The organism is Allohoeflea poritis (genome assembly GCF_027889715.1).
In the GTDB taxonomy this organism is placed as follows: Bacteria; Pseudomonadota; Alphaproteobacteria; order Rhizobiales; family Rhizobiaceae; genus Hoeflea_A; species Hoeflea_A poritis.
In genome coordinates this window covers 1-26,164 of sequence record NZ_JAPJZH010000010.1, presented here as the reverse complement: position 1 = coordinate 26,164, position 26,164 = coordinate 1, and the positions used below count along the sequence as shown (strand labels likewise).

The window sequence follows — 26,164 nt, the reverse complement described above, 5'->3', positions numbered from 1 at the left end:
TCTCATCCGTCAGGAGGGAAAATCGAGCCCGATCTCGCGATAACGTTCCGGATCGTCGCCCCAATTATCGCGCACTTTGACAAAGAGAAACAGGTGCACGGGCTGCTCGAGGATCTGCGCCAGTTCCTTGCGCGCCGTGCGGCTGATGTTCTTGATGGTTTCACCGCCCTTGCCGAGCACGATCTTTTTCTGGCTGTCGCGCTGGACATAGATAACCTGTTCGATACGAACGCTGCCGTCCTTGCGCTCCTCCCATTTCTCGGTCTCCACGTGGGAGGCGTAGGGAAGTTCCTGGTGCAGGCGCAGATAGAGCTTCTCGCGGGTGATTTCAGCGGCCAGCTGGCGCATCGGCAGATCGGAAATCTGATCTTCCGGATAATACCAGGGCCCGTTCGGCAACGTTTCGGCAAGGTAATCCAGAACGTCGTCGCAGCCGGATCCCTTGAGCGCCGAGATCATGAAGGTCCGCTCGAATTCGACCGCCTCATTGGCCTTGGCGGTGAGCGCCAGAAGTGTTTCAGGCTTGACGCGGTCGACCTTGTTGATCAGCAGCACCTTCTTGCGGGTGACGTCCTTGAGACCATCCAGGATATTCTCGGCATCGCCGACAAGGCCGCGTTCTGCATCGACGAGAAAGAAGATCACATCGGCATCGTGGGCACCGCCCCAGGCGGATGTGACCATTGCCCTGTCCAGGCGGCGGCGCGGCTTGAATATGCCGGGCGTATCGACGAAGACGATCTGCGCCTGCTTGTGAATGACGATCCCGCGCACCAGCGCGCGTGTCGTCTGGACCTTGTGACTGACAATCGACACCTTGGCGCCGACCAGATGGTTGAGCAGTGTCGACTTGCCGGCATTGGGCGCACCGATGAGGGCGACAAATCCGGATCGCGTTTCCGTACCGGTATCGGGCTCGGTATGTTCCGTCACGATGGTCTCCACACGCCCTGGCTTTCGAGCAGTTTTGTTGCGGCGCTTTGTTCGGCGGCGCGACGCGAGCGACCGCTGCCGACTTCCTCACCGTGGCCCTTGACGACGACACGGACGGTAAACAGCGGATCGTGATCGGGACCGGTTCGCTCGACGATGGCATAGGATGGCGCCTCGCCTGTCCGGCTGTGCGACCATTCCTGCAGTTCCGTCTTTGCGTCCCGCCTGGCCTCGGCCGAGGCCTTTGCCCGGTCTTCCCAGTTTTGCAGGACGAACCGGCGCGCCGCTTCCAGACCGGCATCGAGATAGATGGCTGCAATCAGGGATTCCATGACATCGGCGCGCACGTTCAACATGCGCTTGCCGGTCAGCGTCTTGATATCCGTGCCGGTCCGGATGAACTTGTGGAGTTGCAACTCGTCGGCCACCGCGGCGCAGGTTTCCGCGCTGACCAACTGGTTGAGACGCACCGACAAATCGCCTTCCTTGGCGGTCGGAAAAAGCGAGAAAAGCAGTTCGGCGACCACAAGGCCCAAGACACGATCTCCGAGAAATTCCAGGCGCTCGTAATTGCCCTGCCCGCTGCGGTGGGCACTGGAATGAGTCAAGGCCCGTTCAAGGCGCTTTTTGTTGGTGAAAGAGTGCCCGATAATTGTTTCCAGACGGGCGTGATCCGCCTCGGACAGTGCACTCTTCTGCTTCATTCAGTCATCTCAAACAGCCGCCCGAAGCGCAGTTCGCTCGGCCATTTCCAGATTTCCAGCGGCGATGTGTTGTCGCCGATCGAGAAGAAGATCATCTCGGCCCGTCCGACAAAATTCTCGAGCGGAACATAGCCCACGCTCAGCCGGCTGTCGGCGGAGTTGTCCCGATTGTCGCCCATCATGAAGTAGTGGCCCTCGGGAACCTGGAAAACGCGCGTATTGTCAGTGGCGGAATTCGGCACCGCATCAAGCGTTTCGTAGGTCACACCGTTGGGCAGCGTCTCGCGGTAGACGGGTGCATTGTTGACCTTGGTCTCGTAATTGCCGTCCGCGCTGAAAGTGCCTATGCGCTCGCGCTTGACCGGCTCGCCATTGATGTGGAGCACGCTGTTGATCATCTGGATGCGATCCCCGGGAAGACCGACGACGCGCTTGATATAGTCGACCCTCGGATCGCTCGGCAGGCGGAAAACGGCTATGTCACCGCGCTTGGGCTCGCCCGACCAGATGCGCCCGGAGAAGAGGTTCGGCGAGAACGGAAACGAATAGCGCGAATAGCCGTAGGCATACTTCGAAACGAACAGATAGTCGCCGACCAGCAGTGTCGGCATCATCGAACCGGAGGGGATTGAGAACGGCTGGAACAGGAAACTGCGGATGACCAGCGCCAGAAGCAGTGCCTGGACAATAACCTTCACAGTTTCGCCAAAGGTCGATTCTTTTTTTTCTACCTTCTCGGACACGCTTGAAACCTTCCTGGTGTGACGATCAGCCCAGCTTACTAGAGTATTTGAAGCGTTTGTGGAACCGCCCAATTAGATGGCGGACCCGCATCAGGCGTCAACCGGCAGTGCTTCAATGACTACGAATGCCTGCGCCAGCGGAAAATCGTCCGTTATGGTCAGGTGAATGGCCGGCCTGTATCCTTCCGGCACCATGGAGTCAAGCCGCGCGCCGGCCCCTCCGGTCAGTTGCATGGTGGGTTTGCCGCCCGCATCGTTGACCACGCCCATGTCGCGCCAGAAGACACCTTGCGCCACGCCGGTTCCAAGTGCTTTCGCACAGGCTTCCTTCGCCGCAAAGCGCTTCGCATAGCTCGCGGCGCGCGCCGTGCGACCGTCTGACTTCTGCCGTTCGACGTCGGTAAAAATCCTGTGTGTGAAGCGGTCCCCGAAACGGTCGATGGACCGTTCGATACGGGTAATGTCTATCAGGTCGCTGCCAATTCCGATTATCATCGCGCCAATTGTCCCTGTCGGCCGCGTTCAGACGGTCTGCTCGCCGCTCAGGTCGACGCGGCGCCGCTTCATGAGCCTGCGGCGGCGCTGATTCTGAAAGGTGGACACGCTGAAATAGGTCACGACATAAAAAAGCAGTCCGAAAACCAGCATAAACGGAATACAGCCGATAGCCATCGGCTTGAGTATGGGCTCCCAGAGGTTCTGAATCGCATCCCACACCTGGTGCCAGCCAAGCCGCTCAAGGCAGCCGCTGAGGTCGATTGGCGGAACCCTGCCGTCAAAATCATCGATGGTCAGGTATTTGCCGAGCTTGTAGGTCGCTGTCCAGATAAAGGGAAATGTCAACGGATTGCCGAAAGCCGTTCCAAGCGCGGAAGCGAGGACATTTCCGGCCAGGAGCATGGCGAGCGCGGCCGCGATGACGAAATGAAGCCCGATAAACGGTGTCCAGGAGGCCATCACGCCGGCAGCAACACCGGCGGCAATCGCGTGGGGGGTCGCCGTCAGACGAAGGATGCGCTTGCCGAAATACTGGAACGATCGCGAAAACGACCGTCGCGGCCAAAGGAAAACCCGGATCTTTTCCAAAAATCCGGCTGGCTTGCGACGACGAAAGAGCATGCGGGACCTTTATTCTTCATTCTTCGAAACAGTTCATCCGCACACAATATAACGGATGTTGTTAAATATTACTTTTCAGACGACAGTTTCAATGGCTTCGGTTTGCCATGGTGAGCGCACCGCTCCATCCATCGCATCGTGACTTGCAATGAGCGCGGTTGCCATGGTGCCGCAACCCTATTCGTAAAGCCGCGATACCGTGCTGATGCAGGACAGTTTCTTGAGGGCGCCGATCAGCTTGTTGAGGTGTTTCAGGTCCCAGACTTCAAGATCGACCACCATCTCGGTGAAGTCATCGGCGACGCGGACCATGGAGAGGGTCTGGATATTCGTATCGCTTGCGGCAATGGTCTGGGCAACCTCGGCCAGCGTCCCCGGCTCGTTGATGGCATTGAGCGATATGCGCGAATGGAAACGCTTGCTGCCGGCCTCGTCGATATCCCAGCGCACATCGATCCAGCGCTCTGGCTCGTCATCGAACTGCGTCAGCATGGGCGACTGGATCGGATAGATCGTGATGCCCTTTCCGGGCTCCATGATGCCGATGATACGATCGCCCGGAACGGCGCCGCCGGTTCCGAACGATACCGGCATATCGTCACCCGTTCCGCGGATCGGCAACGCATCAGCACCGTTTACGGATCTCTGTTCGCGCCTGTTCTTCGCCTGTTTCGAACGACCGGGTATGCGGAAGATCATGCCGGCGGCGCTGCGCAGATTGAACCAGCCCTCGTCGGCGGTCGACTGCTTGACGGCCACCCGCTCGTGCTGATGGTCGGGATGTACGGCGGTCAGAACATCCTTTGAAGACAGTTCCCCGCGCCCCACGGCGGCGATCGCGTCCTCGATGTCCTTGAAGCCCAGGCGATGAAGCACCGGTTCGAGTTGGTCGCGGCCGAAATTCTTGCCGGCGCGATTGAAGGCGCGCTCCAGTATCCGATAGCCGAGACCGGAATATTGCTTGCGCACGGCAGCCCGGGTGGCCCGCCGGATTGCCGCCCGCGCCTTGCCGGTGACGACGATTTCCTCCCACGCCGCCGGCGGCACCTGGACGCCGGAGCGTATGATTTCCACCTCGTCGCCATTGTTGAGTTGCGTGACGAGCGGCATGATCCGGCCGTTGATCTTGGCGCCGACGCAGGTATCGCCGATATCCGTGTGCACCGCATAGGCGAAATCGATGGGCGTGGCACCGCGCGGCAGCGCGATAAGCTGGCCCTTCGGCGTGAAACAGAACACCTGATCGTGGAAGAGCTCGAGTTTCGTGTGTTCCAGAAACTCTTCCGGATTGTCGCCCATCGCCAGTTGCTCGATGGTGCGGCGCAGCCAGGAATAGGCATTGGAATCCTGCGGCAGGATCCCGTTTTCCCTTTCGCCGCCATCCTTGTAGATGGCGTGCGCGGCGACACCGTATTCTGCGATTTCGTGCATGCGAAGGGTGCGGATCTGAAGCTCGACACGCTGGCGGGACGGACCGATGATCGTCGTGTGGATGGACCGGTAATCGTTCTGCTTCGGGGTAGAGATGTAGTCCTTGAAGCGGCCCGGAACCACCGACCAGCGCATATGCACGATGCCGAGGGCGCGATAGCAGTCGCCGATGCTGTTGACGATGATGCGAAATCCGTAAATGTCCGAAAGCTGCTCGAATGACAGCGATTTGGACTGCATCTTCCGGAACACCGAATAGGGCTTTTTCTGCCGCCCCGTCACGGTGGCGTTCAGCCCGTGCTCCTCGAACAGGTCGCCAAGCTCGGTCTCGATCTTGCGAATGATGCCGCTGTTTTTCTTCGACAGCCCCTTCAGCCGGTTGGTGACCGTTTCATAGGCCTCCGCATTCAGGTGCCGGAAAGAGAGCTCCTCGAGCTCGTCGCGCATGTCCTGCATACCCATGCGGCCGGCCAGCGGCGCGTAGATCTCCATCGTTTCTTCAGCGATGCGCGCCCGTTTTTCCGGCGGAACGAAGTCGAGCGTGCGCATATTGTGCAGCCGGTCCGCCAGCTTGACGAGCAGAACGCGCACATCGTCCGAAATCGCAAGCAGCAGCTTGCGCAGGTTCTCCGCCTGTTTGGCCCGTTTGGAAACGAGATCAAGTTTCTTGAGTTTGGTCAGCCCCTCGACGAGGCCGCCGATTTCCTCGCCGAACAACTCATCGATCTCATCTCGCGTCGCCGACGTGTCTTCGATCGTGTCGTGCAGCAGCGCAACCGCGATCGTCGCCTCGTCCAGCCGCATGTCGGTCAGGATGGCCGCCACTTCCAGCGGATGGGAGATATAGGGATCGCCATTGGCCCGCGTCTGCTTGCCGTGTTTTTGCATGGCGTAGACATAGGCCTTGTTCAGCAAGGCCTCGTTGACGTCCGGCTTGTATTTGTGCACGTGCTCTACGAGCTCGTACTGGCGCATCATGTAAAACTCACTCCTTCGACTTTGACCGACCTCGGTACATTATCCTGCCAGTCAAAGTCTTTCGTCAAAACAAAAAACGCGCCAGGCCATCCGACCCGGCGCGTCCTGACAGAAACGGTATTGGTTCTTTTGCGGCCGCTCAATAATCGTCGCTTTTTTCCGGCGGAACCAGCCCTTCGATGCCGGCAAGCAGCTCTTCTTCGGACATACGGTCGAAGGAGACGCCCTCGCCTTCCGGCTCGGCCGGAACCTCTCCGGTAACGATGACGGTTTCCTCGGTCTGCTCGGCCGAAAGCAGGGTCGCGGGATCGGGTTCGGGCTCGTCCACCTCGACATGCTTCTGCAGCGAGTGGATGAGGTCTTCCTTCAGATCGCCAGGCGACAGTGTCTCGTCAGCGATTTCGCGCAGCGCAACCACGGGGTTCTTGTCGTTGTCACGATCGACCGTGATCATCGCACCCTGCGAGACCTGACGCGCGCGGTGGCTGGCGAGCAATACCAAATCAAACCTATTGTCGACCTTGTCGATGCAATCTTCTACTGTGACACGGGCCATGGCCTGTCCTTTATATTCGCGAAAATTTCGTGATTGGGTTGGCGATACCCCCAAAAGCACAACAATTCAAGCGTAAATGGCGTTTTTCGCCGGTGAGGAGCCGGATCGGGATCATCTTATGGCTGGACTGCAGCTTATGCGAAGGGCCGCCGCACTACGCCACGTCCAAGTTCAGCGGTCATCAGGCACTGGTTGCAATCGGATATTGCGGCGCGTCAGCGCCACTTGCCATTGTCCGTTCGCCTGATCGCCGCAAAGCCGGGATGATCCGTGAAATCCGTTACTCGGCAAAGTGACGGCAGGCGCGAATTCTTTCAATTTCCCTTGTGTACTGGCTGCAAAAATAAAACGGTTCACAATTTGTTGTGCGGCCATTGTTGAGACCGATTTACATTGTTTACTTACTCAGTGTATGCAATAAAATTGCATCGATGGGAAAGCTATTTTGTTCGGTGATGATTGGTTAATACGTGTATTATATTCCTTCTTTGTAGCGCCCGCATAAACAAATAATCCATAGGTGAAATAATGTTCGATCCGAGGGAAAAGATATCCTTGTTCATAGATGGTGCGAATCTCTATGCAACAGCAAAGAGTCTTGGGTTTGATATCGACTATCGGAAACTACTGACAGCGTTTCAGGGCCGCGGCTACCTGCTGCGCGCGTATTACTATACCGCCCTTATCGAGGATCAGGAATATTCATCGATCCGCCCGCTCATCGACTGGCTGGACTATAATGGATACCGGGTCGTTACCAAGCCGGCGAAGGAATTCACCGACTCCGGCGGTCGGCGCAAGATCAAAGGCAACATGGATATCGAGCTTGCCGTCGACGCGATGGAGCAGTCCGAAACCGTCGATCACCTGGTGATTTTCTCGGGCGACGGCGATTTCAAGAGCCTCGTGGCGGCACTGCAGCGCCGCGGCCGGAAAGTATCTGTCGTCTCGACGCTCGCGACCCAGCCGTCGATGATCGCCGACTGCCTGCGCAGGCAGGCGGACAACTTTATTGATCTCGCATCGCTGAAGTCGGAGATCGGACGCGCCGAATCGGACAAGCCGCAAGCGCGCCAGCCGCGCATGGAGGAAGAAGAGGAATACGACTTCAATCATTAGTGGCTTTGGTATATGCCGGGCGGCATGACCGACCCGACAGAGCCCGAGCGGGATTGCGCCCTTTGCCCGCGTTTGCATGCCTTCATCGCCGCACAGCGCGAAGCACATGCGGACTGGCACAACGCCCCTGTTCATACATTCTACCCGCAAGACGGCGCCGGCGCGGTCCGGTTCCTCATTGTCGGCCTTGCCCCCGGATTGCGCGGCGCAAACAGAACCGGCCGGCCATTCACGGGCGATTTTGCCGGCGACCTGCTCTATGGCACGCTTTCACGTTACGGATTTTCGCGCGGCACATTTGATGCCAGACCCGATGACGGCGTCACCCTGGTCGACACGGCGATCACCAATGCAGTGCGCTGCGTTCCGCCGGAAAACAAACCTGTCGGCGCAGAGATCAATACCTGCCGGCGGTTTCTGTCCGCGTCCATCGCGGCCATGCCGAACCTGCGCGCGGTCCTCACGCTTGGCAAGATCGCCCATGATTCGACGATACGGACCCTTGGTGAACGCGTCGCCGCCCATCCGTTCCGCCATGGCGGCATGACACAGGCCGGGGAACTGACCGTTTTTTCCAGCTATCACTGCTCGCGCTACAACACCAATACAGGCCGGTTGACAGAAGAAATGTTCACGAGTGTTTTTAAGAACGTAGCGGACTTTCTTAAACAAAAATAGGCGACGCCCGTCAGCCCTTCTCGCGCATGAGACGCGCCTTCTGGCGCTCCCAGTCGCGCTTCTTCTCGGTCTCGCGCTTGTCGTGCAGCTTCTTGCCTTTCGCCAGTGCGATTTCGAGCTTCGCCCGGCCGCGGTCGTTGAAATAGATCTTCAACGGCACCAGCGACATGCCCTCGCGCTGAACGGCACCGATCAGCTTGCGCACCTCGCGCTTGTTGAGCAGCAGCTTGCGCCTGCGGCGCGTTTCATGATTGAAGCGGTTGGCCTGAAGATATTCGGGCAGATAGGAGTTGATCAGCCAGATCTCGCCGCCTTCCTCGGTGGCATAGGACTCCGCGATATTGGCCTTGCCCTCGCGCAAGGATTTCACCTCGGTGCCGGTCAGCACGAGGCCTGCCTCGAACGTGTCGACGATCTCGTAGTTGAAACGCGCCTTACGGTTTTCCGCAACGGTGCGTCTTGCTGGCTTTGAACCGGCCTTCGACATGATATTCAACCGCTTCTGCCGTCATTTCCTAATTCACGATGCCGGCGTGGCGCATGGCTTCGTCAATCGCGGAGCGTGTCTGCGCCTCGATCGGAACCATCGGAAGCCGCTGGGTCTCGGTCATCTGGCCGAGCTTGCTGAGCGCGTATTTCGCACCCCCGGGATTGGGTTCCAGAAACAGCGCCTTGTGAAGCGGCATCAAACGGTCCTGATACTCCAGTGCCACCGCGTAATCACCGCGGGCCATGGCATCCTGGAACTCGGCGCAAAGCCGCGGCGCGACATTGGCCGTCACCGAAATGCACCCGACGCCGCCATGGGCATTGAAAGCAAGCGCCGTGCCGTCCTCTCCCGACAGCTGGATAAAATCAGCGCCGCAGGCCTGCCGCTGCTCGGATACGCGGTCCAGCTTGGCGGTTGCGTCCTTCGTGCCGACGATGTTGTCGAAATCGCCGGCCAGTGCCGCCATCGTCTCGACGCTCATGTCGATTATTGAGCGCCCAGGAATGTTGTAGATGAAGACCGGCAACGAAATCGCAGCTGCAATCGACGCGTAGTGGGCATACAGACCGCGCTGGTTGGGCTTGTTGTAATAGGGCGTGACAACGAGCACCGCATCGGCACCGGCCTTTTCCGCATGCCGTGCCAGATCGATTGCTTCGCTGGTATTGTTGGAGCCCGCGCCGGCGATGACCGGAACCCGCCTGTCGGCGGTTTCGATGCAAAGCTCGACAACCCGTTTGTGTTCGGCGTGCGAAAGGGTTGGGGATTCGCCGGTCGTGCCGACCGGCACCAGACCATTGCTTCCTTCCGAAATCTGCCATTCCACAAAGTTGCGGAAGGCCGGCTCGTCGAATTCACCGGCGTCGTTGAACGGTGTCACCAACGCCGGAAGAGACCCCTTGAACATGCTAACTCCTGACAAGACCAGCGCGCTGGCCCGCATTGACATATCATCGCACGCAGAATAACCGACTGCGCCGGCGGCAAAAAGCGCTGCACCATAGTCCCGGCGCATCTTCGCCGCAAGCGCCGCTGTGCGACAAATTCCATGCCCGCGCCGGTCCTGACACATTTTATTACAATTGGCCGCAATAACCTCCGCTTAACGCTCTTTTCACCGATCTTTGTCACTCTGAATGACGGCCATGCAGGCGTGACGAAAACGATATGCGGGCTGATTTCCGCCCAAATTGAAGGGATAATGTTCTGATGATCAGACTGGCGTTAACGACACTGCTGGCTTCGTCCTTGTGTTTCAGCGCGGCCCACACGGCCGGCGCGGAGATCAGTCTGTCCAAGGTACCTGTGCCGAAGTGGCGTCCCGGACAGCAGCAAATCGCCAACAACACCGTTGCCCCGCGCGACGTGACGTCTTCCGTTCACCGGATCAACAACCCGTCCGTCAAATCCGGCCAGCTCAAGCGCGGTCTCGATGCGCTCTCGGACGACGAAATCAAAACGGCGCGCTCCATTCGCGACAGCCTGCCGCGCGGCTCCCTCGACCGGGAAGTGCTGACCTGGGCCATTGCGATCTCCGGAGCGCGCGGCGTTCCCTCATCCGAAATCGCCGCTGCCGCCAGCGAACTTTCCCACTGGCCCGGTCTCGGCGCTCTTCGGCAAAAATCGGAGCGGGCGCTGTCGCGCGAAGGCGCAACGCCGCAACAGGTGATCACCGCTTTCGGCACCACGAAGCCCGAGACGATCGAAGGCGCGATTGCGCTGGCACGGGCGCTGTCGGCGACCGGCCGGAAATCGAAGGCGGCGGCGGTCATTGCACCGGTGTGGCGCGAGCAGGTTCTGGACAAGCGGCTGGAATCCCAGGTGCTCAAGGCGTTTTCGGATCTGCTGACGCGTGCGGATCACAAGCGCCGCATGGACATGCTCCTTTACCGCGACCGCATCACGCAGGCCGACCGAGTGGATGCGCTTGCCAATGCACAATCGCTGTTCAAGGCGCGCGCTGCCGTCATCCGCAAAAGTTCAAAGGCCGCGCAACTGATCAAGGCCGTGCATCCAAGCTGGCAAAAGGATCCGGGTTACCTGTTTGCGCGCATCTCCTACCACAGACGCAAGAAGAATTACGATACCGCGGCCAAGCTGCTGCTGCAGGCGCCGCGCAATCCGGATGCCCTCGTCAACACCCATGAATGGTGGGTCGAATCCCGCATCATCTCCAGGGCGCTCGCGGATGAAGGAGACCTGAAGACCGCCTACCGGCTGGCGGCTCGCCATGCCTCCTCGCGGCCCAAGGACATTATCGAGGCCGAGTGGCACGCAGGCTGGTACGCATTGCGGCTTTCCAATGACGGCAAGACGGCGGCGACACATTTTCAACGGGTGCTGAAGACCGCGACACGGCCGCTCTCCCTTTCACGCGGCTATTACTGGCTCGGACGCGCAGCGGAAGCCGGCGGCCCAGGAAAGGCGACCGATTATTTCGCGCAGGCCGCGAGATTTTCCGCCACTTATTACGGGCAGCTGGCCGCCGCGCGGATCAACAGGAAGGGAATCAATGTGCGCTACCCGTCGCCGACCGCGACGGAGCGCACCCACTTTGCCGGACGCCATGCGGTGCGCGCCATTCACCGCCTGACGGAAGCCGGCCACGCGCACCGCGCCAAGGCGCTCTATATCGCGCTTGCCCGAGAGCTGACCAGTCCGGGCGAACTCGCCATCCTGGCGGCCATGGCCGAAAAGAAGGGCGAGCACCGCCTTTCGCTGCAGGTCGGAAAGATCGCTTACCATCGCGGCCTCGACGTCGCGGCGCTGGCCTTCCCGACCGGGGTCATTCCACAGAACGCAAACATCTCGGGATCCGGCAAGGCACTGGCCTACGCGATCGCCCGGCAGGAAAGCGCCTTCGACAAGGCGGCTGTTTCGAAGGCCAATGCCAGGGGCCTGCTGCAGCTTTTGCCGACCACGGCAAAATCGGTCGCAAGGAAACACGGCATCGCCTATTCCAAATCAAAGCTGACCCGGGACGCAGCCTACAATGCAACGCTGGGCGCTCACTATCTCGGTCAGCACATCTCGGACTTCAACGGTTCCTACGTCCTGACCTTCATCGCCTACAATGCCGGCGCAAGCCGCTCGCGGCAGTGGATCGAGAAATATGGCGACCCGCGCGGCAAGTCGATCGACTTTGTCGTCGACTGGGTGGAGAACATCCCCTTTACCGAGACGCGCAACTACGTGCAGCGGGTGATGGAGAATTATCAGGTCTACAAGGTCAGGCTGGGTCAGAACGCCAATATCGTTGCGGATCTGCGTTACGGCCGCCGCTGACCGCGGCGGCTTTCCGGATCCTCCGATCCACCCGTTACAGCTAAATGCCGATGTCCAAGCGTATCGGTAATTGAAGCACCACGGCTTTGCTTTGCCGTCCGGATGCCGTATCTGACCACCGGTGGGGGATAATGCCGGAAGGTCAGTCATGGACGATACCGTTGCAACACGTGCCGAACCCGGTTTCGAGCAGGTCTTTTATTCCGCGAGCGACGGTCTAAGGCTTGCGGCGCGCGACTACGGGCGCGGACAAGCCGGAGCGGATGACCACGCCACGGTCGTGTGCCTGCCTGGCCTTACGCGCAACAGTGCCGACTTTCACGATCTGGCCCTGATATTGTCGCGGAGCGAGGCGGCGCCGCGGCGTGTCGTGAGTTTCGACTATCGCGGCCGCGGCCTGTCCGACTGGGACAAGGACAAATCCAACTACAACATCCAGACAGAGACGGACGATGTTCTGTCCGGCTGTGCGGCGCTGGCCGTCAAACATGCAGTCTTTGTGGGAACCTCCCGCGGGGCGCTGATCATTCATGCGCTTGCCGCGATGCGGCCGGGCATCATGTCTGCGGCCATCCTCAACGACGCCGGACCGGTGGTGGAGGGAGCCGGACTGGCGCAGATCATGGCCCATCACGATCGCATCAAGCAACCATCCAACGTACTGGCCGTGGCCGAGACCCTGCAAACGCTGCAAGGCGCCAGTTTCAGCGCCCTGTCCAACCAGGACTGGCGCGACCTTGCTGCCGCCAGCTTCGAGGAAAAGGACGGGAAGGTCGTCGGCCGGTTCGATCCGGCGCTGATTGACATGCTGCACGCGATCGACCTGAACGTGCCCTTGCCGACCCTATGGCCGCAGTTCGACGGCCTGCGCAATATTCCGCTGCTGACGATCCGCGGTGAAAACTCATCGCTCCTGTCACAAAAAACGCTGGATGAAATGGCCAGCCGAAACCCGGATATGCAGCGCTACATCGCATCCGGTCAGGGCCATGCGCCCCTGCTGCATGTCGGCGACCTTCCAAAGGTCATCTCGGCGTTTCTGCGCGACGCCGAGAAAGGCTGAAAACGCGTCAATGGTTGTCGCGGGGCAGCCCCTTCGAGGCAATGCGCTGATACTTCACCGCGCTTTTGAGCACCATTCCATCCGACAACTGGTCGACATCGCCGCGTTGCATTTCCTGCCACGGCGTCTGGGAGGCCGGATACTGATATCCGCCGGCATCCTGAAGTTCGGAACGGCGGCGCTCGATCTCGGCGCCGTCAACCAGCATGTCGACCGTGCCCGCCGAAAGGTCGATGCGCACACGGTCGTCGGTCTTCAACAGCGCCAGATTGCCGCCGGCGGCAGCTTCCGGCGAAGCGTTCAGAATGGACGGAGAACCCGAGGTTCCCGACTGGCGCCCGTCGCCGATGCAAGGCAGTTCGCGAATGCCCCGTTTCAGGAGATAAGCCGGCGCGCGCATGTTGACGACCTCGGCGGCGCCCGGATAGCCGATCGGCCCGGCGCCGCGCATGAACAGGACGCAGTTCTCATCAATGCCCAGCGCGGGATCGTCGATGCGGTGATGGTAGTCCTCCGGCCCGTCGAACACGACCGCCCTGCCCTCGAATTGCTGGGGATGATCCGGGTCCGACAGGTAGCGTTCCCGGAAAGCGTCGGAGATCACGCTCAGCTTCATGACGGCGCCATCGAATATGTTGCCGCGCATGACCTTGAAACCGGCCTGTTTTTTCAGGGCACTGTCAAAGTCACGAATGACGTCGCCATTCTCGCTCACGACGTCGCGACAATTGTCGCCGATCGACCTGCCGTTGGCGGTGACCGCGCGTTCGTGGATGAGACCGTGGCGCATCAGTTCGCCAATTACGGCGGGTGCGCCGCCGGCGCGGTGGAAGTCCTCGCCGAGATATTCGCCGGCCGGCTGCAGATTGACGATGAGCGGCACGTCGAGCCCGCGGCTTTCCCAGTCATCGAGGGAGAGCGGCACGCCGACATGCCGGGCAATGGCGTTGATGTGGATCGGAGCGTTCGTCGATCCTCCGATCGCCGAGTTGACGGTTATGACGTTCTCGAACGCCTCACGGGTCATGATGTCAGACGGTTTCAGGTCCTCGTGGACCATGTCGACAATGCGTTTTCCGGTCCGATAGGCAATCTGGCCGCGTTCGCGATACGGGGCCGGTATCGACGCGCAACCCGGCAGCGACATGCCCAGCGCCTCGGCGAGCGTATTCATCGTCGTCGCGGTGCCCATGGTGTTGCAATAGCCGATCGAAGGCGCGGAATCGGACACCATCTCAATAAAGGTGTCGTAGTCGATCTTGTCTTCCGACAGCAGTTCCCGCGCCTTCCAGACAACCGTCCCCGAACCGACCCTCTCGCCGTGGAACCAGCCATTGAGCATCGGCCCGCCCGTCAGCACGATGGCCGGAAGATCGACGGTTGCCGCCGCCATCAGGCAGGCCGGTGTCGTCTTGTCGCAGCCCGTGGTCAGCACGACACCGTCCAGCGGATAACCGTAAAGCACCTCGACCAGGCCGAGATAGGCAAGATTGCGATCGAGCGAGGCGGTCGGCCGCTTGCCCGTCTCCTGTATCGGATGAACCGGAAACTCGATGGCAATGCCTCCGGCTTCGCGTATGCCCTCGCGCACGCGTTTTGCCAGCTCAAGATGCGGCCTGTTGCAGGGCGACAGATCCGAGCCGGTCTGGGCGATGCCGATGATGGGTTTTCCGGACTGCAGTTCCTCGCGTGTCAGCCCGTAATTAAGATAGCGTTCCAGATAAAGCGCCGTCATGTCCGGATTGTCGGGATTGTCGAACCACTCGCGTGACCGCAACCTTCGCTTCATACCTTCGCCGCCATTGCTCATTGCGCGCTCCATTGGGTTTGCATGCCTTCCTTTACCTATCCAGAATTTCCGGTGCCAGCAAATATTTCGAATAAAGAGATACGATCCCATTTAATGAAACCAGTGAACTGAAAGTGTTTCGCGACAATTGCGGTGGAACGGGCCGTTCGAGCCGCTAGGATTGCATGGCAATCATCGTTCCACTCCTTCCGGACGGAGACACCCATGGCCTCACTGCTTGTAAAGAACGCCGACATGCTGGTGACCATGGACCAAGACCGGCGGGAACTGCCGGGGGGCGGCCTTTATGCGGAGGACGGCATCATCAGGGCGGTCGGCCCGAGCGACACGCTTCCAGCCGATGCGGACCGCATCATCGATGCATGCGGGCAAATCGTGCTGCCCGGCTTCGTCAACACCCACCACCATCTCAATCAGACGCTGACGCGCAACCTGCCTGCCGCACAGGACAACAATCTGTTTGCCTGGCTGCAGGCGCATTACCGCATCTGGGCAAAGACCCATCCGGAAGCATCCCGCACCAGCGCCCTGGTCGGCCTTGGCGAACTGGTCCTTTCCGGCTGTACCACCGTCTTCGACCACTCCTATCTGTTCCGCAGCGGCAACAAGGTCGATTTCCTGATCGAGGCCGCGACCGATCTCGGCGTACGTTTCCATGCGAGCCGCGGCTCGATGTCGCTGGGCGAATCGAAGGGCGGCCTGCCGCCGGACGATTGCGTCGAAGAGGAGGACGACATTATCGCCGACTGCATCCGGGTCGTCGACCGCTAACACGATGCCGGTCACGGCGCGATGACGCGCATCGTGCTCGCCCCCTGCTCACCCTTTTCGGTCTCGGAAGACCTGTTGCGCGAGACGGCGGTGCTGGCGCGCGACAAGAAGGTGATGCTGCACACCCATCTTTGCGAAACCCTCGACGAGGAACGCTACACGCTGGAGCGCTTCGGCAAGCGGCCGGTCGAATGGATGGAGGATCTCGGATGGCTGGGCGATGATGTCTGGTTCGCCCACGCGATCCATGTCGACGACGAGGAAATCGCGAAATTCGCTCAAAACGGATGCGGAGCCGCGCATTGCCCGTGTTCGAACATGCGGCTCGCATCCGGAATCGCGCCGGTCAAGAAATACCTCCACGCCGGCGTCAAGGTCGGCCTGGGCGTCGATGGATCGGCCAGCAATGATTCGTCCAACATGCTTCTCGAAGCGCGCCAGGCCATGCTGCTTTCACGCCTGCAGATGGGGCTGCTGCCGCCCGAGGGTCCGCGCAAGCATTTCCTTTTGTCTCAGTCCCATCCGTTGCGCAGCAACGAATGGATGACCGCGCGACAGGCGCTGGAACTGGCGACACTGGGCGGCGCGGCGGTTCTCGGACGCAATGATATCGGCGCACTGGAGGCCGGAAAATGCGCGGATTTCTTTACCCTGGACCTCAACACCATCAACTATGCCGGCGCCCTGCACGATCCGGTCGCGGCAGTGCTGTTCTGCGCACCGCAAAATGCACGTCACACGGTGATCAACGGCAGAACCGTCGTCGAGGATGGCCGCATCACCACGCTCGACATGGAGCCGGTCATTGCGGCGCACAACCGTCACAGCCGCGAGCTGGCCGGTTGACCTCAAACACAACCGGCGCCGAACACCGCAGGCGAATTTGTTGCGGCGACGGCCTTGCAGTCACGGCATTTCCCGTTATGACAACCTTCGCGTGGGCGCGAAGAGACTATCCGCATGAAGATCGGCATCCTGCCTTATGAACACAAACTGCGCGGCAGGCTGGCCGACGTGCGGCTCGACCAGCTGAAATGGCCATTGGGCACATCCCCTGTTTCAGGCACCGTCGGCGACCTCGAACGCGACGACCACCTCATTCTTTATCCGCGGTCGCGGTATTTCCTCGATCCAAGGCCGGGCGTGACGTGTCGGGTCTCAATGCTGATCGCGGAACCTTTTGCCGTCCACCGGCGCAACTATCTGGCTGCGATCGCGCTGCAAGGGCGGTTCCATCGCATCATCACACACCGCCCGGCGATGACGCGCTGGACACGCAATGCGCTGGTCATGCCGTTCGGCGGCGCCTGGGTCGATCCGACCAACGAAACGGGTCGGGACAAGAGCCGGCACATGTCGCTGATTGCCTCGGCAAAGCGGGAACTGGAGGGACACGCTCTGAGGCATGAAATCGCCGACTGGTGCGCGAGCGGCGGCTGGGAGGTCGACCTGCTGGGTCTTGCCTACAGGCGGATCGAAACAAAGGAAGAAGGTCTCTCGCCCTATCGTTATTCGATCGTTATCGAGAACAGCCGCGAGCACGGCTACTTTACCGAAAAGCTGGTGGACTGTCTGCTCTGCCGAACTGTGCCGATTTACTGGGGCGCGCCGGACATCGATCGCTTTTTCGACACCGATGGAATGCTGGTCTGCCATTCCGCCGAAGAGATCAGGTCCGCGATAGAGACGGCGACCGCTGAACAATACGCGGCCAGGCTGCCTGCGATCGAAGCCAACCGCGAACGCGCGCTTGCCTTTACCGACTATGAGAAGAACGCCGCACAGTCTTTGCTGAAACAGACCACGCGCTAGGCAGGGGCTTTGTGATTGCGCGAAAGCCGCTCGATCTTGCGGCGGTAGGCGAAACGCCTGATCTCCCGGCTCACCCTTTCGAAAACGGATTTGCCGGACGCGATGGTGCTGCCTCCGGCGGCCTGCGTATGATCAGACAGGCCGGAGGGTGTCACCACCAGCGGCCGGATACCGGTAATCCAGTGCATCTGAAGCAAGGTGTCGACCGGGCGGTCGAAGACCTCGGTCAAATAGAGCAGCCGCCGCGCCGCGGCTTTGCTGATCAATTGTCCCGACAGTCTCAGAGGTGTGACCTGAGGAGACAGGAGCCTGAAGCCAGCGCTTTCGGAGCTTAGTTCCGCTTCTCCGGGCAAGCTTCTCACAGGCATCTGTATGTAGCCGGCATTGGCGATGTGGTTTTCCGCGAAGGCGATCGCGGGTTCGGCAATGGCGGCGTCGAGCGCCGCATCGTCCTCAAATATGAGGCCGTAGTCGAGATCTTCATCGACGATCCTTCGCCAGGATTTGCGATGACTCAGGAAACAACCGATTTCGGCCGGACGAAGTCTGAACGGATAGTGCGGTTGGTGCAGCCGAGGGCTGTACACATTGTCTATCCGGTCCTGCGCAAGGGTGCTGCCGTCGACGCCGTCGACGATCTCTGCCTGGACAGGACACGCCCGCACGAGTTCATCCACAAACGGCCTCCTGCCGGTGGCGCGCGCGAGATGAATGATGAATGCACGTTTCTGCATCAACCGCCCGATTTAGAAACCCCAACCCAAGGGTGTGACGGCACATTGCTTTGAAGTCAAGACGAGGCATGCCTGTTGGCAACCGTCAACCTCGCCCGTGAGGCCTTGACCAATCGACCTCAGGGCCGGCAGGGACGATACCAAGCGGATTGCGCAGGGGACTGGGCGAAAAGTACCCCTGTTTGTAGATATCAAAACGGACCGTGTCCGCAACTCCCGTCATCTGGTAGATTTCGCGCGCATAGGCCCAGAGATTCCCATAGTCCTGCAAGCGCCGGATATTGCATTTGAAGGCATAGTGATAGGCCACATCAAATCGCGCCAGTGTCGGAAACAGGCGCAGGTCCGCCTCGGTGAACATATCGCCTGTCAGATACCGTGTTTTGCCGAGTTGCCGCTCGATCGCGTCAAGGGTGTCGAACACTTCGACAACGGCACGACCATAGGCGTCCTGTGTCCGGGCAAATCCGGCCCGATAGACACCGTTATTGACCGTATTGTAGATGCGTTCGTTCCACCGCTCGATTTCGGCGGCAAGGTCATCCGGATAAAGACGGATGCCGCTGTCATAGGACTGATCAAGCATACGCACGATATCGGCCGACTCGTTGCTGACAGCCACCCCGCGCTCGAGATCCCACAGGACCGGAACGGTCACCCGGCCGGTATAGGCCGGCGAAACCCGGGCATAGATCTCATGGAGCGCCGCCGCGCCGAACAGAGGTTCGGCAAACGCGCCTTCTTTCTCGAAGACCCAGCCATCCGAGGTGCGGCGCGGTGCGGCAAAGGAGACACCGATGTCGTCGTTCAGGCCCTTGAAAAGGCGCGCCAGCAAAGCCCTGTGCGCCCACGGGCAGTTCCAAGCCAGAAACAGATGATAACGTCCGGGTTCAGGCCGAAAACCGCCCTCACCCGCCGGCCCCGCCGCGCCATTTCTGGTTATCCAGTTGCGGATCGTGCTTTTGGTACGCTGGAACTCACCGTCTTCCCTGGTATCGGGCTGTGGATCCTGCGCCAGGTAAGCGCCATTCAACATCAATCCCATGTTCTTCCTCCGGTTGGCGGATTAAATGGCGCAGCTTCCAGCCGCGATCAACGGTTCTGGCGCTCCGGTTCGCCGCGCCGCGTCGCCACCCGTTCCTTGGGCGGCTGATCGCGCCACAAGGACAGCTGTATTTTCCGTGACTTGTCGTGAATATCCGTTGTCTGGATTCAGCATATCCGATGCTATATATGTGAGCCGGATCGTAGGCGCTGAATCGGACAGGGACATGGCACTTCCCAAATGGAACCCGGACATGAGTCCGGACGAAATGAAAACGCTGCTGGAACAGGCGCGCAAAGCAAGTGAACTCTTGAAGGCCCTGTCCCACGAAACGCGCCTGTTGATATTGTGCATCCTGACCGAAGGCGAAAAGTCCGTGTCGGACCTTGAAGGCATGTTGTCCATGCCGCAGGCCACCGTATCCCAGCAGCTTGCACGGCTGCGATTCGATCGCCTTGTAATGGCACGGCGCGACGGCAGGATGATCTATTACAGTATCGCTGATAAAGAAGTGTCTTCCCTTATCGAGACAATGTACGAGCTGTTTTGCAAACCGGTGCGACAGAATATCGATTGACCAACGCCGCGCCCAGGCGCAGCAGGTCGCGTTTTCATTAAATTCATTGACCAAGGCCGGGCGACTGTCAGGGCACCGCGTTATGCAGCGTAATTTTTGCATATTTTAATATTCTAAATATTGAATATTAGATTCCCCTCATATATATCAGAGCCAACCCCGTGGGAAAACCGGCACGATCTACGCGATCACCGCAGCCCGGCGGGGCACGGCCGGCCGGAGCATCCAATAACCGGGCGGCCCAAAAATTCCTGGAGGGAAACAGAATGGAAACCGAGTTCACCCCCTTTCTTTCACTGGCCGGCGGCATTCTTATCGGGCTTGCCGCGACCCTGCTGATGGCTTTTCACGGCCGGATTGCCGGCATGACGGGCATCCTGGCCGGTATCATACCGCCGTTGTCGGCGGACTGGGGATGGCGCCTTGCGTTCCTCGCCGGTTCTGTTCTGGCGCCGCTGATCTTCACGGCAAGCGGCGGACATATCGCCTTTTCCGTTCCGATATCGGCAACGGCCTTGGTTGCCGGCGGCCTGATCGTCGGCATCGGCGTCACACTGGGCTCGGGCTGCACCAGCGGACATGGCGTTTGTGGCATGGCGCGTCTGTCCCCGCGCTCGATCGTTGCGACGCTGGTCTTCATGGCGTCGACAGCGGCCACGGTTTTCATCGTCCGCCACATCCTGGGAGGCATCTGAGTCATGCGTATCGCAATCGCACTGCTGATCGGCATGATCTTCGGCCTCGGCATCGCAATTTCCGGAATGGCCAACCCGGCCAAGGTGCTCAATTTCTTCGATTTTGCAGGAAGCTGGGATCTCAGCCTCATCTTCGTCATGGGCGGCGCGCTCGTGACCACGGCGATCGGCTACCGGCTGGTATTCGGCGCTCGGGCCGAACCCGTGCTCGAAGCTGCCTACTATCTGCCCGCCAACCGGATGATCGACCAGCGCCTGATCACCGGTTCGGCAATCTTCGGCATCGGCTGGGGCATTTCAGGCTTCTGCCCCGGCGGCGCCATACCGGCGCTTGGCCTTGGTTATGGCAGCACAGTCCTGTTCGTCGGCGCAATGGTCGCCGGTATCGCCCTCACCCGCTTTGCGCTGAATGCGCTTTCACCGCCGGCACGCGCCTGAGACACCAGCGCAGGCCGTCCATCAGCAAGAGGAAGAATATCATGTCCTACCAAGTCAACATGTCGGTCAAACCGGAGGTCAAGGCCTTCTTCGATCCCGCCACCAACACGATCAGCTATATCGTCAAGGATCCGGCCAGCAAGTCCTGCGCGGTTGTCGATTCCGTCATGGACATCGACTACGCCGCCGGACGCATCACCTATGAGCATGCCGACGAAATCATCGACTATATCCGGCAGAACGACCTGCAATTGGAGTGGATCATCGAGTCGCATGTGCATGCCGACCATCTGTCCGCCGCACCCTACATCCAGGAGAAACTCGGCGGTAAGATCGGTATCGGCGACCAGATCATGGTGGTGCAGAACACCTTCGGCAAAGTTTTCAACGAGGGAACCGAATTCCAGCGCGACGGTTCACAATTCGATGCGCTGTTCAAGGATGGCGATTCCTACGACATCGGCACGATGCGTGCCTTCGCGATCTACACGCCCGGCCATACGCCCGCCTGCATGACCCATGTGATCGGCGATGCGGCCTTTGTCGGCGACACGCTGTTCATGCCGGACGGCGGCTCGGCGCGCGCCGACTTCCCCGGAGGCGATGCGGCAACGCTTTACGAATCGATCCAGAAGATCCTGGCCCTGCCGGACGAAATACGCCTGTTCATGTGCCACGACTATGGACCCAACGGCCGGGATATCCAGTGGGAGACCACCGTGGGCGAGGAAAAGGCCAACAATATCCATGTCGGCGGCGGCAAGTCCCGCGAGGAATTCGTGAAGTTCCGCACCGAGCGCGATGCAACGCTGGACATGCCGAAACTCATTATCCCGTCGTTGCAGGTCAATATGCGCGCTGGCGAAGTGCCAAAGGACGATGATGGCCGGCCGATGCTGAAAGTGCCCGTCAACGCGCTCTGACATGTCCGGCAGATGCCCGGACCGCCAGCGGCACAGGAGGAATTCATAATGGACATCAAGAATATCAACGCCACCCTGGCGGTCAGCCCACAGATCCACCCGGCCGACCTTGCGGCCATCGCCAATCAGGGTTTCCGCTCGATCATCTGCAATCGGCCGGACGGCGAAGGCGCCGACCAGCCGGCATTCAAGGAAATCAGCGATGCCGCGGCCAAGGCCGGCCTTGAGTGCCAGTATATCCCGGTGACGGCCGGCCGGGTGAAGGACAGCGATGCCGTGGCTTTCGGCGCAGCCATGCAGTCCTTGCCGAAACCGACTCTGGCCTATTGCCGCACGGGCACCCGATCGGCGACCCTGTGGTCACTCGACCAGGGTGCACGCGGCACGCCCCTGCCCTCAATACTGGAGACGACCCGCAAGGCCGGATACGACATGTCCGGCGTTGTCCGAAGGATCGCCAATGGCGGCAGGACACCGACCGATACGGCCGACGCGAGCCATGACATCGTCATCGTCGGCGGCGGCGCCGCCGGCATTGCCGTGGCTTCCAGCCTGCATGCCCGCGACAGCGATCTCGATATCGCAATCATCGATCCGGCGGACATCCACTACTACCAGCCGGGCTGGACAATGGTCGGCGGCGGAATCTTCGATGCTTCGACCACCGCCAAGACGATGGCTTCCCTGATCCCGCGCGATGTTCACTGGATCAAGGCCGCCGTTTCGGCTTTCGAGCCGCAGAACAACGCCGTCATCCTCGACGGCTGCCGGGTGGTCAAATACCGCCGGCTGATCGTCGCGCCGGGTCTCAAACTTGACTGGAACGGGGTCGAAGGCCTTGTCGAGACGCTCGGCAAGAACGGCGTGACCTCGAACTACCGCTACGACCTTGCGCCCTACACGTGGAAGCTGGTCAGCGAAATGAAAGCCGGGCGTGCCGTTTTCACCCAACCGCCCATGCCGATCAAATGCGCCGGTGCGCCGCAAAAGGCGCTTTATCTGTCCGCGGACCATTGGAGACGCGCCGGTGTTCTCGACAATATCGATATCAGGTTCTGCAACGCCGGCAACGTGCTGTTCGGGGTCAAGGAATATGTACCGGCGCTGATGGATTACATGGAGCGCTACCACGCCGATCTGATGTTCGGGCATCGGCTGGTCGGGATCGACGGACCTGCCCGAAAGGCCTGGTTTGCGGTCACGGACGAAACCGGCAATGAGCGGCAGGAGGAGCTGGAATTCGACATGATCCATGTCGTGCCGCCGCAGACGGCACCCGATTTCATTCGGGTCAGCCCGCTCGCCGATGCCGCAGGCTGGGTGGATGTCGACCAGAACACGCTGCGGCACAAGCATTTCGACAATATCTGGTCGATCGGCGATGTAATGAATGCGCCGAACGCCAAAACGGCCGCGGCGGCGCGCAAACAGGCGCCGACAGTTGCCAACAATATATTGCACGATATGGGGCATGCCCGCTCCGTGGCCCACTATGACGGCTACGGCTCCTGCCCGCTCACCGTCGAACGCGGCAAGATCGTGCTTGCAGAGTTCGGCTACGGCGGCAAGCTGCTGCCAAGCATGCCGACATGGCTGATCAACGGGCAAAAGCCGACCCGCGCGGCATGGTTCCTGAAAGAAAAGATCCTGCCGCCAATGTACTGGCGCGCAATGCTGCGCGGCAAGGAGTGGCTGGCCAGGCCCGAAATGGTCGGCTGATCGTCTGCCCATTGACGCCGGACGAGACCGGTGCCGCCAACCGGCGGCGGCGGTGGGGCCGGTTTTGCGACAGTGGAAAATCGAATGGCAAGATCGAGCGCTTCAAGCATCCGGCGATATGTCCCGCTTCTCGACTGGGGTCGTACCTACGACCGGAACGCCTTGGCGGACGACCTCGTCGCCGCCGTCGTCGTCACGATCATGCTCATTCCGCAATCGCTCGCCTATGCGCTGCTCGCCGGCCTGCCTGCACAGATGGGCATCTACGCCTCGATCGCGCCGATTATCCTCTACGCGGTCTTCGGTACCAGCCGTGCGCTGGCGGTCGGGCCGGTCGCCGTCGTATCGCTGATGACAGCCGCGGCCGTCGGCCAGATCGCCGAGCCGGGAACGGATCAATACATCGCCGCCGCCCTGACGCTGGCGTTCCTGTCCGGCGGCTTCCTGCTGCTGCTCGGTGTGTTCCGGCTGGGGTTTCTCGCCAATTTCCTGTCGCATCCGGTGATTGCCGGTTTCATAACCGCATCGGGCATCATCATCGCCGCCAGCCAGATCAAACACGTTCTCGGCATCGAGGCGTCGGGCCACAACCTATTCGAACTGCTTGTGTCGATCGCGCAGAGTCTTTCGCAGGTCAATGTATTCACGGCGGCCATCGGCCTCACCGTAACGGCTTTTCTTTTCTGGGTACGCAGAGGTCTGAAACCGTTGCTGATGCGTATCGGTTTCGGACCGCGCATGTCAGATGTCATCGCCAAGGCCGGCCCGGTCGCAGCCGTTGTGTTGTCCACGCTGGCGGTCTGGGCCTTCGGTCTCGCGGATCGCGGTGTGGCAACGGTGGGCGGTGTCCCGCAAAGCCTTCCGCCGCTGACACTCCCATCCTTCTCGCCCCAGCTGTGGGGCGAACTCACGGCGGCCGCCGTCCTGATTTCGGTGATCGGCTTCGTCGAATCCGTTTCCGTCGCCCAGACCCTGGCCGCCAAGCGGCGTCAGCGGATTGATCCGGACCAGGAACTCATCGGACTGGGCGCCGCCAATATCGGCGCGGCGTTCTCAGGCGGCTATCCGGTCACCGGCGGGTTCGCGCGGTCGGTCGTCAATTTCGACGCCGGCGCGCGAACACCGGCCGCCGGCGCCTATACGGCCGTCGGTTTGGCAATCGCCGCACTTTTCCTTACGCCGCTGATTTTCTTTCTCCCCAAGGCGACGCTCGGCGCGACCATCATTGTTGCGGTATTGTCGCTCGTGGACTTCTCGATTCTCCCGAAGGCCTGGAAATATTCGAAGGCTGATTTTGCCGCGGTCTGCACGACGGTCCTGATCACGCTCGGCCTCGGTGTCGAACTCGGCGTGACCGCTGGCGTGCTGATCTCGATCCTCATTCACCTCTACCGCACGTCAAGGCCGCATACGGCCATTGTCGGACGCGTGCCGGGTACCGAGCATTATCGCAACGTTTTGCGCCACGATGTCATTACCGACAGGCGTATCCTCACGCTGCGCGTTGATGAAAGCCTCTATTTCGCCAATGCGCGCTATCTGGAAGACCGCATCTATGACGAGGCGACGCAGCGGCCGGATCTCGAACATGTCGTCCTGATGTGCCCGGCAGTCAACGAAATCGACATGAGCGCGCTGGAATCGCTCGAAGCGATCAATGAACGGCTGAATGACACCGGCGTCACTTTTAACCTCAGCGAGATCAAGGGCCCGGTCATGGACCGTCTGGAGCGGTCGCACTTTCTGGAGCAACTGACCGGCCGGGTCTTTCTGAGCCAGCACCAGGCGATGCGGGCGCTTGCCGGCGATGCAAGCGACGATTCGGCTGCGGATATGATTGTGCTGCCGGCAAAAAATCCTCAAGGGAAATGAAAAATCCTTGCACAGCATTGGAACTATCGCTAATTCGGGCTTTGCCGGAGAGGTGGCCGAGTGGTCGAAGGCGCTCCCCTGCTAAGGGAGTAGACGGGAAACCGTCTCGAGGGTTCGAATCCCTTCCTCTCCGCCACCCCGTGCCAGGATTTTCCGTTTACCCAGATACGTGCTGGACGCCAGGGCGCGTGTGCGCGTGAATCACCCGCCTGTTCATGACACAGCGAACCGCGCGGACAGCAAAGCGCCTGTCCACAAACCCGAATCAATTTCAGAAAATGCCCATTCGTCGGTCGATCAGTTGCGATTGAGGGCCGCGATTCCTGTTGATTCTCGCCCGAAATCCGTGAAATTTATTAACGGCTGTAAAGGGTTTGGGCGGCTTCGTGAGCGAAATCGTGTCTTTTGTGCAACAGCAACACCCCAACCTCCCCCGCGGGGCCCGCAGAAACCAAAATCCCCGTTGCTTCGCGTAAGCCGTTCGGTATCTTCAATCTCGGAAGAGGGACGGATTGGCGTTTATCTTCTTTTTAGTTGGGGATGGGACAGGGAACGCTGCCTCGCAGCCAACGCCCAGACCGTTTAAGGAAATTGACTGGAGGTCAGAAATGAAAATCAAGAGCCTTCTTCTCGGCTCCGCTGCGGCCATGCTCGCAGTCTCCGGTGCAT

General features: G+C 60.2%; 24 protein-coding genes, 1 tRNA gene and 1 pseudogene. 13 read left to right on the top strand and 13 right to left on the bottom strand.

The window, feature by feature from the left end:
- Positions 1 to 9 precede the first annotated feature (9 nt).
- From era to OOZ53_RS16095, 8 genes are all read right to left on the bottom strand, one after another.
- Positions 10 to 936, bottom strand: a complete 927-nt coding sequence (era, locus tag OOZ53_RS16130) for a GTPase Era (protein WP_425499169.1) — start codon at positions 934 to 936, stop codon at positions 10 to 12.
- Positions 930 to 1,637: a ribonuclease III gene (gene rnc, locus OOZ53_RS16125; RefSeq protein WP_271090692.1), complete on the bottom strand. Its 708-nt coding sequence runs from the start codon at positions 1,635 to 1,637 to the stop codon at positions 930 to 932. Before rnc ends, era begins: the two co-directional genes overlap by 7 nt.
- On the bottom strand, positions 1,634 to 2,380 hold the full coding sequence (lepB, locus tag OOZ53_RS16120; RefSeq protein ID WP_271090691.1) for a signal peptidase I: 747 nt from the start codon (positions 2,378 to 2,380) through the stop codon (positions 1,634 to 1,636). Before lepB ends, rnc begins: the two co-directional genes overlap by 4 nt.
- Before the next feature lie 90 nt (positions 2,381 to 2,470).
- Positions 2,471 to 2,875 carry a holo-ACP synthase gene (gene acpS / locus OOZ53_RS16115; RefSeq protein WP_271090690.1) on the bottom strand — a complete coding sequence of 135 codons (405 nt, stop codon included), beginning with the start codon at positions 2,873 to 2,875 and terminating at the stop codon, positions 2,471 to 2,473.
- A gap of 27 nt (positions 2,876 to 2,902) precedes the next feature.
- Positions 2,903 to 3,499 carry a DUF2062 domain-containing protein gene (locus OOZ53_RS16110; RefSeq protein WP_271090689.1) on the bottom strand — a complete coding sequence of 199 codons (597 nt, stop codon included), beginning with the start codon at positions 3,497 to 3,499 and terminating at the stop codon, positions 2,903 to 2,905.
- A 177-nt stretch (positions 3,500 to 3,676) separates the two neighbouring features.
- The gene (locus tag OOZ53_RS16105) at positions 3,677 to 5,908 is read right to left on the bottom strand and encodes a RelA/SpoT family protein (RefSeq protein ID WP_271090688.1); all 2,232 of its coding nucleotides are present in this window, start codon (positions 5,906 to 5,908) and stop codon (positions 3,677 to 3,679) included.
- Positions 5,909 to 6,047: 139 nt separating this feature from the next.
- The gene (rpoZ, locus tag OOZ53_RS16100; protein ID WP_271090687.1) at positions 6,048 to 6,464 is read right to left on the bottom strand and encodes a DNA-directed RNA polymerase subunit omega; all 417 of its coding nucleotides are present in this window, start codon (positions 6,462 to 6,464) and stop codon (positions 6,048 to 6,050) included.
- A 171-nt stretch (positions 6,465 to 6,635) separates the two neighbouring features.
- Positions 6,636 to 6,839, bottom strand: coding sequence for a hypothetical protein (locus OOZ53_RS16095; RefSeq protein ID WP_271090686.1), 204 nt, complete (start codon positions 6,837 to 6,839; stop codon positions 6,636 to 6,638).
- A 153-nt stretch (positions 6,840 to 6,992) separates the two neighbouring features.
- Here OOZ53_RS16095 and OOZ53_RS16090 point away from each other — a divergent pair, with 153 nt between their 5' ends.
- Entirely contained in the window at positions 6,993 to 7,583 is a 591-nt protein-coding gene (locus OOZ53_RS16090) for a LabA-like NYN domain-containing protein (RefSeq protein ID WP_271090685.1), read from the top strand.
- Positions 7,584 to 7,607: 24 nt separating this feature from the next.
- On the top strand, positions 7,608 to 8,261 hold the full coding sequence (locus OOZ53_RS16085; RefSeq protein WP_271090684.1) for a uracil-DNA glycosylase: 654 nt from the start codon (positions 7,608 to 7,610) through the stop codon (positions 8,259 to 8,261).
- 10 nt (positions 8,262 to 8,271) lie between these two features.
- Here OOZ53_RS16085 and smpB read toward each other — a convergent pair whose 3' ends face one another.
- Both smpB and dapA read right to left on the bottom strand, forming a co-directional pair.
- The gene (gene smpB / locus OOZ53_RS16080) at positions 8,272 to 8,748 is read right to left on the bottom strand and encodes an SsrA-binding protein SmpB (protein ID WP_271090683.1); all 477 of its coding nucleotides are present in this window, start codon (positions 8,746 to 8,748) and stop codon (positions 8,272 to 8,274) included.
- Positions 8,749 to 8,776: 28 nt separating this feature from the next.
- Positions 8,777 to 9,658, bottom strand: a complete 882-nt coding sequence (gene dapA, locus OOZ53_RS16075) for a 4-hydroxy-tetrahydrodipicolinate synthase (protein ID WP_271090682.1) — start codon at positions 9,656 to 9,658, stop codon at positions 8,777 to 8,779.
- Positions 9,659 to 9,960: 302 nt separating this feature from the next.
- On the opposite strand from dapA, the gene OOZ53_RS16070 reads away from it, so the two are divergent.
- Together OOZ53_RS16070 and OOZ53_RS16065 are read left to right on the top strand one after the other, a co-directional pair.
- Positions 9,961 to 12,036, top strand: a complete 2,076-nt coding sequence (locus OOZ53_RS16070; protein ID WP_271090681.1) for a lytic transglycosylase domain-containing protein — start codon at positions 9,961 to 9,963, stop codon at positions 12,034 to 12,036.
- Between the two features lie 148 nt (positions 12,037 to 12,184).
- Positions 12,185 to 13,099: an alpha/beta fold hydrolase gene (locus tag OOZ53_RS16065; RefSeq protein WP_271090680.1), complete on the top strand. Its 915-nt coding sequence runs from the start codon at positions 12,185 to 12,187 to the stop codon at positions 13,097 to 13,099.
- Positions 13,100 to 13,106: 7 nt separating this feature from the next.
- Here the strand turns inward: OOZ53_RS16065 and OOZ53_RS16060 are convergent, their stop codons facing one another.
- Complete coding sequence (locus OOZ53_RS16060; protein ID WP_271090679.1) at positions 13,107 to 14,909, bottom strand: IlvD/Edd family dehydratase; 1,803 nt, start codon at positions 14,907 to 14,909, stop codon at positions 13,107 to 13,109.
- Positions 14,910 to 15,113: 204 nt separating this feature from the next.
- Between OOZ53_RS16060 and OOZ53_RS16055 the strand changes: the two are divergent.
- Both OOZ53_RS16055 and OOZ53_RS16050 read left to right on the top strand, forming a co-directional pair.
- Positions 15,114 to 16,526 (top strand): annotated as a pseudogene (locus OOZ53_RS16055) (8-oxoguanine deaminase).
- A 114-nt stretch (positions 16,527 to 16,640) separates the two neighbouring features.
- Positions 16,641 to 17,492, top strand: a complete 852-nt coding sequence (locus tag OOZ53_RS16050) for a glycosyltransferase family 10 domain-containing protein (RefSeq protein WP_271090678.1) — start codon at positions 16,641 to 16,643, stop codon at positions 17,490 to 17,492.
- Here OOZ53_RS16050 and OOZ53_RS16045 read toward each other — a convergent pair.
- Positions 17,489 to 18,226, bottom strand: a complete 738-nt coding sequence (locus OOZ53_RS16045) for a glycosyltransferase family 25 protein (protein WP_271090677.1) — start codon at positions 18,224 to 18,226, stop codon at positions 17,489 to 17,491. The genes OOZ53_RS16050 and OOZ53_RS16045 overlap by 4 nt on opposite strands.
- Before the next feature lie 85 nt (positions 18,227 to 18,311).
- Complete coding sequence (locus tag OOZ53_RS16040; protein ID WP_271090676.1) at positions 18,312 to 19,271, bottom strand: glutathione S-transferase family protein; 960 nt, start codon at positions 19,269 to 19,271, stop codon at positions 18,312 to 18,314.
- A 226-nt stretch (positions 19,272 to 19,497) separates the two neighbouring features.
- Here OOZ53_RS16040 and OOZ53_RS16035 point away from each other — a divergent pair, with 226 nt between their 5' ends.
- The 7 genes from OOZ53_RS16035 to OOZ53_RS16005 all read left to right on the top strand — a co-directional run bounded on the left by OOZ53_RS16035 (position 19,498) and on the right by OOZ53_RS16005 (position 25,631).
- Positions 19,498 to 19,848, top strand: a complete 351-nt coding sequence (locus tag OOZ53_RS16035) for an ArsR/SmtB family transcription factor (RefSeq protein WP_271090863.1) — start codon at positions 19,498 to 19,500, stop codon at positions 19,846 to 19,848.
- Between the two features lie 266 nt (positions 19,849 to 20,114).
- Positions 20,115 to 20,543, top strand: a complete 429-nt coding sequence (locus OOZ53_RS16030) for a YeeE/YedE family protein (protein WP_271090675.1) — start codon at positions 20,115 to 20,117, stop codon at positions 20,541 to 20,543.
- 3 nt (positions 20,544 to 20,546) lie between these two features.
- Positions 20,547 to 20,981, top strand: a complete 435-nt coding sequence (locus OOZ53_RS16025; RefSeq protein ID WP_271090674.1) for a DUF6691 family protein — start codon at positions 20,547 to 20,549, stop codon at positions 20,979 to 20,981.
- 41 nt (positions 20,982 to 21,022) lie between these two features.
- Entirely contained in the window at positions 21,023 to 21,904 is an 882-nt protein-coding gene (locus OOZ53_RS16020) for an MBL fold metallo-hydrolase (RefSeq protein ID WP_271090673.1), read from the top strand.
- A gap of 48 nt (positions 21,905 to 21,952) precedes the next feature.
- Positions 21,953 to 23,623 carry a bifunctional protein tyrosine phosphatase family protein/NAD(P)/FAD-dependent oxidoreductase gene (locus OOZ53_RS16015; RefSeq protein WP_271090672.1) on the top strand — a complete coding sequence of 557 codons (1,671 nt, stop codon included), beginning with the start codon at positions 21,953 to 21,955 and terminating at the stop codon, positions 23,621 to 23,623.
- Between the two features lie 84 nt (positions 23,624 to 23,707).
- Positions 23,708 to 25,495 carry a SulP family inorganic anion transporter gene (locus tag OOZ53_RS16010; protein ID WP_271090671.1) on the top strand — a complete coding sequence of 596 codons (1,788 nt, stop codon included), beginning with the start codon at positions 23,708 to 23,710 and terminating at the stop codon, positions 25,493 to 25,495.
- A 46-nt stretch (positions 25,496 to 25,541) separates the two neighbouring features.
- Positions 25,542 to 25,631 (top strand) — tRNA-Ser (locus OOZ53_RS16005).
- The last annotated feature ends 533 nt before the right edge of the window (positions 25,632 to 26,164 follow it).

Coding starts and splice junctions, on each gene's coding strand:
- OOZ53_RS16045 (WP_271090677.1), bottom strand. CDS start 18,226: ATGCAGAAACGTGCATTCATCATTCATCTCGCGCGCGCCACCGGCAGG.
- OOZ53_RS16030 (WP_271090675.1), top strand. CDS start 20,115: ATGGAAACCGAGTTCACCCCCTTTCTTTCACTGGCCGGCGGCATTCTT.
- OOZ53_RS16035 (WP_271090863.1), top strand. CDS start 19,498: ATGGCACTTCCCAAATGGAACCCGGACATGAGTCCGGACGAAATGAAA.
- OOZ53_RS16090 (WP_271090685.1), top strand. CDS start 6,993: ATGTTCGATCCGAGGGAAAAGATATCCTTGTTCATAGATGGTGCGAAT.
- dapA (WP_271090682.1), bottom strand. CDS start 9,658: ATGTTCAAGGGGTCTCTTCCGGCGTTGGTGACACCGTTCAACGACGCC.
- rnc (WP_271090692.1), bottom strand. CDS start 1,637: ATGAAGCAGAAGAGTGCACTGTCCGAGGCGGATCACGCCCGTCTGGAA.
- OOZ53_RS16065 (WP_271090680.1), top strand. CDS start 12,185: ATGGACGATACCGTTGCAACACGTGCCGAACCCGGTTTCGAGCAGGTC.
- OOZ53_RS16050 (WP_271090678.1), top strand. CDS start 16,641: ATGAAGATCGGCATCCTGCCTTATGAACACAAACTGCGCGGCAGGCTG.
- smpB (WP_271090683.1), bottom strand. CDS start 8,748: ATGTCGAAGGCCGGTTCAAAGCCAGCAAGACGCACCGTTGCGGAAAAC.
- OOZ53_RS16085 (WP_271090684.1), top strand. CDS start 7,608: ATGACCGACCCGACAGAGCCCGAGCGGGATTGCGCCCTTTGCCCGCGT.
- OOZ53_RS16015 (WP_271090672.1), top strand. CDS start 21,953: ATGGACATCAAGAATATCAACGCCACCCTGGCGGTCAGCCCACAGATC.
- OOZ53_RS16010 (WP_271090671.1), top strand. CDS start 23,708: ATGGCAAGATCGAGCGCTTCAAGCATCCGGCGATATGTCCCGCTTCTC.
- OOZ53_RS16105 (WP_271090688.1), bottom strand. CDS start 5,908: ATGATGCGCCAGTACGAGCTCGTAGAGCACGTGCACAAATACAAGCCG.
- rpoZ (WP_271090687.1), bottom strand. CDS start 6,464: ATGGCCCGTGTCACAGTAGAAGATTGCATCGACAAGGTCGACAATAGG.
- OOZ53_RS16040 (WP_271090676.1), bottom strand. CDS start 19,271: ATGGGATTGATGTTGAATGGCGCTTACCTGGCGCAGGATCCACAGCCC.
- OOZ53_RS16025 (WP_271090674.1), top strand. CDS start 20,547: ATGCGTATCGCAATCGCACTGCTGATCGGCATGATCTTCGGCCTCGGC.
- OOZ53_RS16020 (WP_271090673.1), top strand. CDS start 21,023: ATGTCCTACCAAGTCAACATGTCGGTCAAACCGGAGGTCAAGGCCTTC.
- OOZ53_RS16070 (WP_271090681.1), top strand. CDS start 9,961: ATGATCAGACTGGCGTTAACGACACTGCTGGCTTCGTCCTTGTGTTTC.
- OOZ53_RS16060 (WP_271090679.1), bottom strand. CDS start 14,909: ATGAGCAATGGCGGCGAAGGTATGAAGCGAAGGTTGCGGTCACGCGAG.
- acpS (WP_271090690.1), bottom strand. CDS start 2,875: ATGATAATCGGAATTGGCAGCGACCTGATAGACATTACCCGTATCGAA.
- OOZ53_RS16110 (WP_271090689.1), bottom strand. CDS start 3,499: ATGCTCTTTCGTCGTCGCAAGCCAGCCGGATTTTTGGAAAAGATCCGG.
- OOZ53_RS16095 (WP_271090686.1), bottom strand. CDS start 6,839: ATGGCCGCACAACAAATTGTGAACCGTTTTATTTTTGCAGCCAGTACA.